The organism is Cupriavidus sp. FW305-46, assembly GCF_058787075.1.
Genome location: NZ_JBYSZI010000071.1, coordinates 15,943 through 28,081, shown reverse-complemented (window position 1 = coordinate 28,081; position 12,139 = coordinate 15,943). Strand labels below are relative to the sequence as shown.

General features: G+C 69.1%; 13 protein-coding genes. 8 read left to right on the top strand and 5 right to left on the bottom strand.

All coding sequences use genetic code 11. From position 1 onward, the window contains the following. The 7 genes from AC3WON_RS26820 to AC3WON_RS26790 all read left to right on the top strand — a co-directional run. Window positions 1-480, top strand: a 480-nt coding sequence (locus AC3WON_RS26820) for an RDD family protein (RefSeq protein ID WP_492353092.1), incomplete at its 5' end; no start/stop codon positions are given. Further along, window positions 477-1,457, top strand: a complete 981-nt coding sequence (locus AC3WON_RS26815) for an esterase/lipase family protein (protein WP_492320931.1) — start codon at window positions 477-479, stop codon at window positions 1,455-1,457. The genes AC3WON_RS26820 and AC3WON_RS26815, both read left to right, overlap by 4 nt. Window positions 1,458-1,576: 119 nt before the next feature. Next, window positions 1,577-2,551: a UDP-2,3-diacylglucosamine diphosphatase gene (locus AC3WON_RS26810; protein WP_492320932.1), complete on the top strand. Its 975-nt coding sequence runs from the start codon at window positions 1,577-1,579 to the stop codon at window positions 2,549-2,551. 61 nt (window positions 2,552-2,612) lie between these two features. Next, a complete protein-coding gene (locus AC3WON_RS26805; RefSeq protein ID WP_492353091.1) occupies window positions 2,613-3,734 on the top strand; it encodes a glycosyltransferase family 4 protein in 1,122 nt (373 codons plus the stop codon). Beyond that, the gene (locus AC3WON_RS26800; RefSeq protein WP_492320934.1) at window positions 3,661-4,146 is read left to right on the top strand and encodes a diacylglycerol kinase; all 486 of its coding nucleotides are present in this window, start codon (window positions 3,661-3,663) and stop codon (window positions 4,144-4,146) included. Before AC3WON_RS26805 ends, AC3WON_RS26800 begins: the two co-directional genes overlap by 74 nt. A gap of 102 nt (window positions 4,147-4,248) precedes the next feature. Beyond that, window positions 4,249-4,950, top strand: a complete 702-nt coding sequence (locus AC3WON_RS26795) for a TetR/AcrR family transcriptional regulator (protein WP_492320935.1) — start codon at window positions 4,249-4,251, stop codon at window positions 4,948-4,950. Beyond that, window positions 4,947-5,531 carry an LOG family protein gene (locus AC3WON_RS26790; protein ID WP_492320936.1) on the top strand — a complete coding sequence of 195 codons (585 nt, stop codon included), beginning with the start codon at window positions 4,947-4,949 and terminating at the stop codon, window positions 5,529-5,531. Before AC3WON_RS26795 ends, AC3WON_RS26790 begins: the two co-directional genes overlap by 4 nt. Before the next feature lie 24 nt (window positions 5,532-5,555). Here the strand turns inward: AC3WON_RS26790 and AC3WON_RS26785 are convergent, their stop codons facing one another. From AC3WON_RS26785 to AC3WON_RS26765, 5 genes are all read right to left on the bottom strand, one after another. Then, on the bottom strand, window positions 5,556-6,152 hold the full coding sequence (locus tag AC3WON_RS26785; RefSeq protein ID WP_492320937.1) for a DUF924 family protein: 597 nt from the start codon (window positions 6,150-6,152) through the stop codon (window positions 5,556-5,558). Between the two features lie 43 nt (window positions 6,153-6,195). Further along, entirely contained in the window at window positions 6,196-6,612 is a 417-nt protein-coding gene (locus tag AC3WON_RS26780; RefSeq protein ID WP_492353090.1) for a group II truncated hemoglobin, read from the bottom strand. A 26-nt stretch (window positions 6,613-6,638) separates the two neighbouring features. After that, on the bottom strand, window positions 6,639-9,245 hold the full coding sequence (locus AC3WON_RS26775) for an ABC transporter permease (RefSeq protein ID WP_492353089.1): 2,607 nt from the start codon (window positions 9,243-9,245) through the stop codon (window positions 6,639-6,641). A 75-nt stretch (window positions 9,246-9,320) separates the two neighbouring features. Further along, window positions 9,321-9,923: a DUF4126 domain-containing protein gene (locus AC3WON_RS26770; RefSeq protein WP_492353088.1), complete on the bottom strand. Its 603-nt coding sequence runs from the start codon at window positions 9,921-9,923 to the stop codon at window positions 9,321-9,323. A gap of 121 nt (window positions 9,924-10,044) precedes the next feature. Continuing rightward, the gene (locus tag AC3WON_RS26765; protein ID WP_492353087.1) at window positions 10,045-11,142 is read right to left on the bottom strand and encodes a substrate-binding domain-containing protein; all 1,098 of its coding nucleotides are present in this window, start codon (window positions 11,140-11,142) and stop codon (window positions 10,045-10,047) included. A 144-nt stretch (window positions 11,143-11,286) separates the two neighbouring features. Here AC3WON_RS26765 and AC3WON_RS26760 point away from each other — a divergent pair, with 144 nt between their 5' ends. Next, complete coding sequence (locus tag AC3WON_RS26760; RefSeq protein WP_492353086.1) at window positions 11,287-12,120, top strand: ABC transporter substrate-binding protein; 834 nt, start codon at window positions 11,287-11,289, stop codon at window positions 12,118-12,120. Window positions 12,121-12,139 lie beyond the last annotated feature (19 nt).

The window sequence follows — 12,139 nt, the reverse complement described above, 5'->3', positions numbered from 1 at the left end:
CCCTTGCGCCGACGCATCGCCTGCATACTCTATGAGGGCGTGCTGCTGTTCGGCGTGCTGAGCGCCTCGACCGCTGCCTACCTGCTGGTGCAACCGCTGCTGCAGAAGCTTGGCGTGGACGGGCCGCTCGTGATCCAGGTGTGGAGCTTCCTGGTGATGGGCCTGTATTTCACCTGGTTCTGGCAACGCAACGGCCAGACCCTGGCCATGCAGACCTGGCGCATGCGCGTCGAGAACGCCGCCGGCGTGCCGCCGCGCTGGCCGCAAGCGGCGCTGCGCTACGTGCTGGCATGGCTGTGGCTGCCGCCATCGGCGGCAGTCGGCCATATGCTGGGGCTGGTCAAGGGGCCGTTCGTAGCGGTGCTGTGCGCCGGCCTGCTGGTCTGGGTCCTGCTGGCGTGGCTGGATCCGCGCCGCCAGTTCCTGCATGATCGCCTGGCCGGCACGCGGCTGACCGACCTGCGCCCGCCCAAGCCATGAGCCTGTCGGCTGCCGGCATCCGCCGCCTTGCGGTGACCTTGCAGGCGGCCGCCGCGCTGGGCATCGCCGCCGGGCTGGTGCAACTGGCCGGCTGGCCATGGCCCGGCGCGGTCGCCGCCGGCGTCGCGGCCATCCTCGGCAGCTTTGCCAGCGGCATTGCCTTCGCCTTCGCCCTGAGCGGGCGCGGCCTGTGGGTCGGGCGCGGCAATCACCCGCCCGCACCACCGCTTGAACTCGCCGCCACGCGCCGGCCGCTGCGCCTGCCTGAGGCGTTGCGCTGCTTTGCGGCCGAGTGCGTGGCCGTGCTGCGCATGTTCGACTGGCTGCAGCCGTTCCGCGCGCACGCTCCTTATGCCGCACCGCTTGACGCCCTGCCTGGCCGCGACGCCCCGCCGGTGCTGCTGGTGCACGGCTACGCCTGCGGGCAGGCCATCTGGCTCGACATGCAGCCGGCACTGGCCGCCGCCGGCTACCGCTGCGAGGGGATCGAGCTCAAGCCGGTGTTCGGCGACATCGACGACTACGCCCGCACGCTGCTGGCCGCCATGCGGCGCATCACAGCCGAGGCCGGACGCCCGCCGCTGCTGGTCTGCCACAGCATGGGCGGGCTGGCCGCGCGCGCCGCGCTGCAGCTGGCGGGCGACGAAGACGTCTGCGCCGGCGTGGTGACGCTGGGCAGCCCCCACCACGGCAGCGCGCTGGCGCGCTTTGGCGGCGGCCCCAATGCGCGCCAGATGCGTTGCGGCAGCCCCTGGCTGCGCGCGCTCGCCGCCGCGGAAACCCCGCGCCGCCGCGCGCGCATGATCTCGATCTTCAGCTGGCATGACTCGATCGCCGGGCCGCCTTGCACCGGCTGGCTCGACGGCGCCGGGCATATTGCGCTGGCCGGCATCGGTCATGTCACGCTGCTGCGCCATCCCGCCGCGGTGCGTGCGGTGCTGGACGCACTGGCCGAGCTGTCCGCCCGCGGGCACTGACACCTGCGCCAGCCAGGACTGTTCCACTTCCGCTACGATTCATATGTCAGTCATGTTTCCGTCACGGCACCGTCATCGCGGGCTGGCTGAATGCAGCCATCGCCGCAACCGGGACAGCCATGGTGCAAGCAATCCGATCTGCCCGCGGGTATTTGTCGAAGACCGCGCAACTGACGCAATGGCTGCGCCGCAGCCCTGACAGCGACAGCGCCGCGCCGCTGACCGCCTTCATGGCGCCGGCCCTGGATGCCGCGCTGGCGCCCCAGCGCGAACAGCAGCAGACCTACCCGCCCGAGCCGCACCCGATCCAGCGCTACCGCGCCATCTGGCTGTCGGACATCCACCTGGGCACGCCCGGCTGCCAGGCCAACTACCTGCTGGACTTCCTCAAGCACAACGAGTCCGACCAGCTCTACCTGGTCGGCGACATCATCGACGGCTGGCAGCTGCGCCGCGGCTGGTACTGGCCGCAAAGCCACAACGACGTGGTGCAGAAGCTGCTGCGCAAGGCGCGCAAGGGCACTGAAGTGATCTACGTTCCCGGCAACCACGACGAGGCCGCGCGCCAGTTCGACGGGATGGCCTTTGGCGACATCACCGTGCGCGAAGAAGCCGTGCACGTCACCGCCACCGGGCGCCGGCTGTGGGTGGTGCACGGCGACCTGTTCGACGGCGTGGTGCAGCACGCGCGCTGGCTGGCCTACCTCGGCGATTCGCTGTACACGGTGATCCTGGCGCTGAACCGCCACTTCAACCGGCTGCGCGCGCGCCTGGGCTTCCCCTACTGGTCGCTGTCGCAGTTCCTCAAGCACCAGGTCAAGAACGCGGTCAACTACATCGGCGCCTTCGAGAGCGCGATGGTCGATGAAGCGCGCCGCCGCGGCTGCGACGGCGTGGTCTGCGGCCATATCCACAAGGCCGAGATCCGCGAGGTCAATGGCCAGCTCTACTGCAACGACGGCGACTGGGTCGAAAGCCTGTCGGCACTGGTCGAGACCATGGAAGGCGAGCTGAAGATCGTCTACTGGACCACGCTGCTGGACGCGCCGGCCCCGGCCACGCGCCGCCGTCGCCGCGCCGCCGTGGCGGGCTGATCCCGGCCTGCCACCGTTTGCCCCAACCGCATTGCCCTTCCACCGCGCCCGAGGAGGCTGCATGAAGATCCTGATCGTCACCGATGCCTGGGAACCGCAGGTCAACGGCGTGGTGCGCACGCTCAAGTCCACGCGCCGCGAACTCGAGGCCATGGGCCACACGGTCGACATGATCACGCCGCTGGAATTCCGCACCGTGCCGTGCCCGACCTACCCCGAGATCCGCCTGTCGCTGTTCCCGGCGGCGCGCGTGCAGCGCCGCATCGAGGCCTTCGCTCCGGATGCCCTGCATATCGCCACCGAAGGGCCGCTGGGCCTGGCCGCGCGGCGCCACGCGCTCCGCCGCCGGCTGCCCTTCACCACCGCCTACCACACGCGCTTTCCGGAATACGTGCAGGCACGCTTCGGCATTCCGCTGGCATGGACGTACCGCTTCCTGCGCTGGTTCCACGGCCCGGCCCAGGCGGTGATGGCGCCCACCCCGGTGGTGCTGGACGACCTGCGGCGCTATGGCATCACCAACGCCGTGCTGTGGACGCGCGGCGTGGACCTGGACGTGTTCACGCTGCAGCGCCCCAACGTGCTCAACACCGCCCACCCGATCTTCCTGTACGTGGGCCGCGTGGCGGTGGAAAAGAACGTCGAGGCCTTCCTGGCGCTGGACCTGCCCGGCTCCAAGTGGGTGGTCGGCGACGGCCCGGCGCTGCCGGCGCTGCGCGCGCGCTATCCGGGCGCCAACTACCTGGGCGTGCTGAGCCAGCCCGAGCTGGCCCGGGTGTATGCTTCGGCTGATGTGTTCGTGTTCCCGAGCCGCACCGACACCTTCGGGCTGGTGCTGCTGGAAGCGCTGGCCAGCGGGCTGCCCGTGGCCGCCTATCCGGTCACCGGCCCGATCGATGTGCTGGGCGACAGCCCCGCCGGCGCGATGCACGAAGACCTGCGCGAAGCCTGCCTGGAAGCGCTGCGCATCGACCGCGCCACGGCCCGTGCCCACGCCGAGCGGTTCTCGTGGCGCGCCGCCTCCGAGCAGTTCCTGGCCCATCTTCGGCCGTTCGCTGCCGGCAAGCCAGGCCGCGACAGCGCAGCGGCCCAACCCGCCCCGCAAAACCATGTCCAAACCCCATCCGGAACTGCCGTCCGACCCGCCTCTGCAGAGGCCGCCGCAGGCAATCCAGAGCGCTGACTATTCGATCGAGCAGAACCCCCACAAGGGCAACCGCGGCCTGACGCGCGCCTGGCATGCGGCCATCAATTCGCTGTCGGGGCTGCGCTATGCGGTGCTCGAGGAAAGCGCGTTCCGCCAGGAGTTGACGCTGGTGGTAATCCTGGCGCCGTGGGCATTCCTGCTGCCGGTGGACGTGGTCGAGCGCATCCTGCTGCTGGGCACGCTGCTGGTGGTGCTGATCGTCGAGTTGCTCAATTCCAGCGTCGAGGCGGCGATCGACCGCATTTCGCTGGAGCGGCACAGCCTGTCCAAGCGCGCCAAGGATTTCGGCAGCGCCGCGGTAATGCTGGCGCTGGTGCTGTGCGGCGGCACCTGGGTCGCCATCGCCGGGCCGCACGTGGTGCGCTGGGTGCGGGCGCTGGCGGGCTGATCCGTCACTCGCCGGGGATGCCGGATGGGGTGGCCGGGCCGATTGCTTATAATCGCTAGCCTGCCCCCCGATTTACCGATCGCACCGATCGCCCGGACGCCCATGGAACCGAAACCGCAAACCGGCCCCCGCCGCACCAGGGACCGCATCCTCGACGTCTCGCTGCGCCTGTTCAACGAAGTCGGCGAACCCAACGTCACCACCACGACGATTGCGGAAGCCATGGAGATCAGCCCCGGCAATCTCTACTACCACTTCCGCAACAAGGACGACATCATCAACTCCATCTTCGTGCGCTTCGAGCAGGAGATGGAGCGGCGCCTGAAGATGCCGGACGACCACAAGGCCACGCTGAACGAAAGCTGGGGCTACCTGCAGTACATGTCCGAGTTCCTGTGGAACTACCGCTTCCTGTACCGCGACATCAACGACCTGCTGGCGCGCAACCGGATGCTGGAGACCAACTTCAAGCGCATCGTCGAGCAGAAGAAGCGCTTTGCGCACGAGATCTGCCGCCAGTTCATCGACGACGGCGAAATGGAAGCCACGCCCGAGCAGGTCGAGGCCATCTGCACCAACATGGTGGTGATCGCCACCTACTGGCTGTCGTTCCAGTTCGTGCAGCATCCGCGCCAGTACAACGACCCCGAGCAGATCCGCGGCTACCTGCACGGATCGAGCTACCACATCTTCTCGATCCTGGCGCCCTACCTGCGCGGCCGGGCCCGGGACGCATTCGACCAGCTGGCGCGCGACTACGCGGCAGCCAAGGCCGCAGCCGACGCGGCAAAGGAAGCAAAGTGAAATCGGTCTGCGTGTATTGCGGCTCCAGCCCCGGCAACCGTCCTGAATACGCCGAAGGCGCGCGCCTGCTCGGCCGCACCCTGGCCGAAAGCGGCCTGGCGCTGGTGTACGGCGGTGGCAAGGTGGGCCTGATGGGCATCGTCGCCGACGCCGTGATGGAACATGGCGGCAACGCCATCGGCATCATCCCCGACGCGCTGATGCAGAAGGAAGTCGGCCACCGCGGCCTGACCGAGCTGCACGTGGTGCGCAACATGCACGAGCGCAAGCAGATGATGGCGGATCGTGCCGACGCCTTTATCGCCATGCCGGGCGGCGTGGGTACCTTCGAAGAACTGTTCGAGACCTTCACCTGGCTGCAGCTGGGCTACCACGACAAGCCGGTGGGCCTGCTGAATGTCGGCGGGTTCTACGACGGCCTGCTGGGTTTCCTTGCGCACGCGGTGCAGGAAGGCTTCATGAAGCAGGTGCATGCCGACCTGCTGCATGTGGCAGACACGCCCGCCGGCCTGCTGGGCCAGCTGGCGGCCGCGCCGCGCGTGCGGGTCGACAAGTGGCAACAGGCGCGCGACAAGACCTGAGCGCGCCCCTGCTGCCGGCCTGGTTCAGAACGACGAGCCCGGCTGCCGCAGGAACGCCAGTTCCTGCTCGGTGCTCTGCCTGCCCAACACCGCATTGCGGTGCGGGAAGCGGCCGAAGCGCGCGATGATCGCGCGGTGCTTCCCGGCCCACTCCACCACATCCACCACCCCGCCGCTGGCCTCGCGCAGCTGCGTCATCAGGCGCACCGCCTCGTCCTGGTCCTCCAGCGCCTCGGAATGCTCGAACGGCATGTAGCAGAACATGCGGTGGTAGTCCGTCGGCAGCTTGCGGTCCATGCCGGTGGCGACGATGCGCCTGGCCAGTGCCAGCGCCAGCGCATCGCTGCCGAAGCTGCGCGGATCGTTGCGGAACATGTTGCGCGGGAACTGGTCCAGCAGCACCACGCGCGCGCAGGCGCCCTCTGGCGTGACCGACCAGTCGTCCGGTGCCCCGTCGCAGGCGACCTGCCAGTCGGACAGGAAGTTGGTGCGGATCTGCGCATCGAAGGCGTCCGACTTGGTGAACCATTGCGGGCGCTCGGTATTCCAGGCGGCCGACCCGGGCTGGCCGAACCAGAAATCGAGCAGACGCAGGGCGTCTTCAGGCAGTTGGTCTGTCATGGGCTGGGAAACATTTCGGTTGAAAGAAGGGAGCAGCGGCGCCTCAGCGCGCCACGTTGCGCATCCAGTCGGCGGTCTGGAAGAAGGCCTGCATCAGGCGCAACTGCAGGTCTTCGGACAGGCCGATGTCCTGCATTGCCAGCGCCATGCAGCGCATCCACTGGTCGCGCTCGCTCACGCCGATCTCGAACGGCATATGGCGCGCGCGCAGGCGCGGATGGCCGAAGCGCTCGATAAAGTGGTTGGGGCCGCCCAGCCAGCCGCACAGGAACCAGAACAGCTTGTCGCGCGAGCCCTCCAGCGAGGGCGGGTGCAGCGCACGCAGTCCGCCGAACTGGGTCTCCAGGTCCATCAGGTCGTAGAAGCGGTCCACCAGCTCGCGCACGCGCGCTTCGCCGCCCACCAGTTCAAATGCGGTCACCTCGGCCGTGCCGGGCTTGTCGTTGGATTCAGTACTCATCACACACTCAGTCTGCGCAGGCTGCCTCAGGCATCACGCAAGGTCGCCAGCGCGGGCTGGCGCAGCACTTCGCGCAGGCCCAGCCAGCCGCCGGCAAAAGCGCACAGCATGCCAGAAACCACGCCCACCGGCACGATCCAGGCATTGAAGCGGTACGGGAAATCGAAGACGAACTGCGACAGGCCCCAGCCCACCGCGATCGCGCCAAGGCTGGCCAGGAATCCGGCCAGGCCGCCCACCACCAGGAACTCGGCGTACTGGGTCTGGCGCACCAGCGCGGCCGAAGCGCCCAGCGCCTTGAGCAGGCCGGCGTCGCGCATGCGCTCGTCGCGCGCGCCGGACAGCGCCGCGTACAGCACGGTGACGCCCGCGGCCAGCGTAAATACAAAGAGGAACTCCACCGCCGCGATCACCTGGTCCAGGATGTCCTGGATCTGGCGCAGGATCAGGTCGGTATTGACCACGGTGATGTTGGGGAAGGCCGCGATCAGCCGGTTGCCCAGCGCCGTGCTGGCGGGCGGCAGGTGGAACGACGTGATGTAGGTCTCGGGCAGCCCCTGCATCGCCTGCGGCGGCAGGATCACGAAGAAATTGACGCGCATCGAGCCCCAGTCCAGCTTGCGCAGCGAGGTCACGCGGGCCTGCACCGCCTGGCCGGCCACGTCAAAGCGCAGCGTGTCGCCCAGCCGGATGCCCAGCGTCTTGGCGATGCCCTCTTCCACCGAGGCGCCGGCGTCCGGGCCGTTGGACCAGCGCCCGGCAATCACGCGGTTGCCTTCGGGCAGCGCATCGGTATAGGACAGGTTGAATTCGCGCTCGACCAGGTTGCGCGCGCGCCCGTCCTCGAAGCTGTCGCCGCGGATGGCGCGCTCGCCGATATGGGTCAGGCGCCCGCGCACCATCGGGTAGAGCAGGTCGTTGATGCCGGCGCCGGCCAGCATCTGGCGCAGCGGCTCGCGCTGGTCCGGCTGGATATTGATGATGAAGCGGTTGGGCGCGTCGGCCGGCGTGGCCTGGCGCCAGGAATCGACCAGGTCGTTGCGGGTCATGCCGAGCAGCAGCAGCGCCATCAGCCCCACCGCCAGCGCCACGGTCTGCAGCACCGTGACCGCGCGGCGGCGTTCCAGCACCGCCAGCGCAAAGCGCCAGCCCATCGCCGCGCGCCCGCGCAGGCGCCCCCGCAGCAGGCGCGACAGCAGCGTCAGCAGCGCCAGCGCCAGCACCGCGAAGACCACGCCCGCGGCGACAAAGCCGCCCGCCGTGGTCAGCCCCAGCCGCAGGTCGCGCGCCGCCACCAGCAGCAGCGCGACAAAGGCGCCCAGGCCCAGCGCATAGGCCACCCAGGCCGACACCGGCGGCAGCCCGATATCGCGGCGCAGCACCCGCAGCGGCGCCACCCGTGTCAGCGCCAGCAGCGGCGGCAGCGCGAACCCGGCCAGCAGCACCAGCCCGGCCAGCACGCCCACCAGTGCCGGCAGCAGCGACGGCTGCGGCAGCGACACCCGCAGCAGCCCGCCCAGCGACAGCAGCAGGCCATAGTGCGCCAGGTACCCGAGCAGCACCCCGGCGAGCGCGCCCGCGGCCCCAACCAGCAGGAACTCCAGGCCGAAGGCGCGCAGGATCTGCCCGCGCGACAGCCCCAGGCACTTGTAGACCGCGCAGGCATCGGTGTGGCGCTGCATATAGCGGCGCGCCGACATGGCGATGGCCACCGCGGCGATCATCGACGACAGCACCGCCACCAGCGACAGGAAGCGCTCGGCGCGGTCCAGCGTGGCACGCATCTGCGGCTGGCCCGACTCCAGCGACTCGACCCGCGTATTGCGCAGCTTGCGGCGTCCGATCTCGTCCTGCGCCCATTTCTGGAAGGCAGCGCCCGCGGCGTCGGGGCCGGCCACCAGCAGCCGGTAGGTCACGCGGCTGCCCCAGCCGATCAGCCCGGTGCTGTCCAGGTCCGACAGCGGCATCAGCACGCGCGGCGCGAAGTTCATGAAGCCGGTGCCGCGATCAAGCTCCTGCGTGATGATGCGTTCGATGCGGAAGCTGCGGCTGCCCAGTTGCAGGGTGTCGCCCACGGCAACCCCCAGGGCGCCCAGCAGCGCCTCGTCGACCCATACCGTGCCCGGCGCCGGAATGCCTTCGGCGGGCGCATCCGGCGCCCCCGCCGCACTGGCTACCTTGAGCTTGCCCCGCAGCGGATAGCCGTCGGTCACCGCCTTGAGCGCGGCCAGCTGGCTGGGCGCGTCGCCGCCGGCCGGCGCCTTGCCGTTGGCAGTAGCCATGCTCGGGAAGGTGACGGTCTGGGCCACGGCCAGCCCCGCCGCTTGCGCACGCTGCGCGAAGGCGGCATCGAAAGGCTGGTCAGCCACCAGCAGTACGTCGGACGCGATCATCTGGCGTGCGTCGCGCTCCAGCCCCAGCCGCATGCGGTCGGCCATGAAGCCCACGCTGGTCAGCGCAGCCACGGCAAGCACCAGCGCAAACAGCAGCAGGTAGAGCTCGCCGGCCAGCCAGTCGCGCCGGGCCATGCGCAGCGCCTGGTGCCAGGCGGAGAAGCGGCCGCCATGCGCGGGACGCGTGCCGGCGGGGTTGGCGGCCGTGGCCGGGGCTTCGATGGCGGACTCGGGAGGCATCGGTTGGTTGGTTCTTGGTTTCTGGCGGCGGCGCGCCTCGGGTCAGTCGAAAAAAAAGCGGAAATGGCCGGGAAGCTAGCGAGGTGTGCCAGGCCGCTCAGACCTGCCGCGCAGGCTCGCATGCAGCCGGCGCACGCCGCGCCACAATTTCGGCAGCAGCCACACCGACACCAGCAGGAAGACCACCAGCAAGACCAGGAACACCACCGGCAGGAAAAACGCCAGCAGCAGGCTGCCGGTCGCGGTCAGGTCTTCAGTGAATGAGGCCGTCCAATTGGAGAACGGTTCCGGCGACACATTGATCAGCGCGCGCGTGCCCGCCTTGACCGCATGCGCGGTGCCGGCCAGCGTGCCGCCGATCAGCCCTGCCGCCACTATCCACTGCGGATCCAGCTGGCCGAAGGCGGCGGCGGCCAGGATCGCGCCGGCGGGGATCCGGATAAAGGTATGGATGCCGTCCCAGACGGTATCGAACGCGGGCACCTTGTCGGCGACGAATTCGGCCACGGCCAGCACGGCGGCCACGCCGATGACCCACCAGGATTCCAGCGGCTGCAGCCCGGGCGGCAGGTCCAGCCAGCCCAGGCGCGCCAGCACGCCGGCGGCCAGCACCGCAAGGTAGAGGCGAAAGCCGCTGGCCCAGGACATGCCCGCGGCCAGCGCGGCGGTTTCCAGCATGGCGCTCCTTGCAAGGGTCTGGCGCAAGCCGATGCAAACCGCGGTGCGCCTGGCAGGGAGTGTAATACGGACCGGGCCGCGCAGCCGCGCGCCCGTCGGCGTCATGCCGCCTGGCTGGCCCTCAGTTGTCTTCCTTGCCGCCCGGCCCGAACCACGGCAACGCCTCCTGCGGCGTCAGGATACCGGCCGGCTCGGCCATGGTGTAGCCGGGCAGCGCCTCGATGCGCCGGGCAAAGGCCGGATCAGCCAGCAGGGCCAGCAGCGCTGCCATCCAGCCGGCGGTCTGGTCGTTCTTGCGCAGCGCCAGGTAGTAGGCCTCGCGCGTCAGCGGCACAAAGGCGAGCCCGTGGGCCTCGGCATTCATGCGCAGCCCGAAGCCCACCTGCGCGCGGCCGCCGTGCACGGCCTCGGCCACCTTCTCGTTGCTGAACTCGGTCTCGTCGTAGCCGGCGATCTGGTCGGGGTACAGGCCCTGCGCGGCCAGCAGCTGGTCGAACAGCATGCGCGTGCCCGAACTGCGCTGCCGGTTGACGAAGCGTGCCTGGGTGCGCGCCAGGTCGCGCAGGTCATGCACCTCGCGCGCCACCTCCGGCGCCAGGATCAGGCCCTGCTCGCGCCAGGCCAGCCGCAGCAGCCGCACCGCGGCCGGCCGCAGCCACTTGCGCAGCGTCACATGCGCGACCGAGCCCGCGGTCTGCACCGGCGAGACATAGAAGCCGGCCAGTTCCGACTGCCGCTCCTGCAGGCAGATCAGCCCCTCCACGCTGCCGCAGAACACCGTGTCGAGCTGCAGCGAGGTTCCTGCCTCGCCCAGCGCGGCGGCCAGCACCTCCACCGCCGGGTCATGGCTGCCGGTGAAATGCACCTGCGACTGCGGCTGCTGGGCATCGTCCAGCTCGGCAACGAAGTCGGCCATGGCCTTCTGCACCACCGGGTCGACCGATTCGCGCAGGCGCAGCTCGGCGCGCAGCAGGCGTTCGCCAAAGCGGGTCAGCGAGGCACCGCGGCCGCGCTCCATATCGAGCACGCTGCGCCCGAGCATTTCCTCCCAGGCCCGCATCACGCCCCAGGCATGGCGGTACGACAAGCCGATCTCGCGCGCGGCGCGGTGCAGCGAGCCGGTCTCGCGCACGGCCTTGAGCAGTTGGAAGACCTTGCCGTTGGCGCGCGGATTGTCGTCGGGCGCGATCACGGGGAACAGGTCAAAGCGGAAGGTCATATGTCATCCGCAGCATATTTACTTGTCGATCTCGGCTGGACCACAATGAATACCCCATTCTTATGTTCTTTTGCCGCATTCTCCATGAGATCGAAAGGCAAAAGCAATTATGTCTGAAAAAACATAATACAAAGGAGCCACCGCATGTCGCCTCGCCTTGCCCAACGCCTGCGCCGCCCAGCGCGCCATCTCGTTGCGATTGCCTGCGCAGGCCTGCTGTCGGCGGCCCATGGCGGGGAACTGAAGCTGGCCACCACCACCAGCACCGAGAACTCGGGCCTGCTGAAATACCTGCTGCCGCGCTTCGAGCAAAAGGCGGGCGTCACCGTCAAGGTGATCGCGGTCGGCTCGGGCAAGGCCATGAAGATGGGCGAGATGGGCGACGTCGACGTGCTGCTGGTGCATGCGCGCAAGATGGAAGACGCCTTTGTCGCGGCCGGCTACGGCGTGAACCGCCGCGACGTGATGTACAACGACTTCATCGTGGTCGGCCCGGCCAGCGACCCGGCAGGCGTCAAGGGCGGCAAGGACGTGCTGGCGGGGTTCCGCAAGCTCGCCGGCAGCGGCAGCAAGTTCATCTCGCGCGGCGACAACTCCGGCACCGACGTGATGGAGAAGGACTACTGGAAGCAGCTCGGCATCGAGCCCAAGGGCCAGCCGTGGTACGTCAACGCCGGCCTGGGCATGGGCGAGGTGCTGACGATGGCCGCGCAGATGCCGGCCTATACGCTGTCGGACCGCGCCACCTACGGCGCCTATCGCGCCAAGACCGGCCTGGCCATCGCCATCGAAGGCGATCCGAAGATGTTCAACCCGTACGGCATCATCGCGGTCAACCCCGCCAGGCATGCGGGTATCAACCACACGGATGCGATCAAGCTGGTGGAGTGGATCACGTCAAAGGAAGGACAGGACGCGATTGCCGGGTACCAGGTGGAAGGCGAGCAGCTGTTCTTCCCGAGCTACAAGGCAAAGTAAGCTCCTCGCCTGCTGCCCC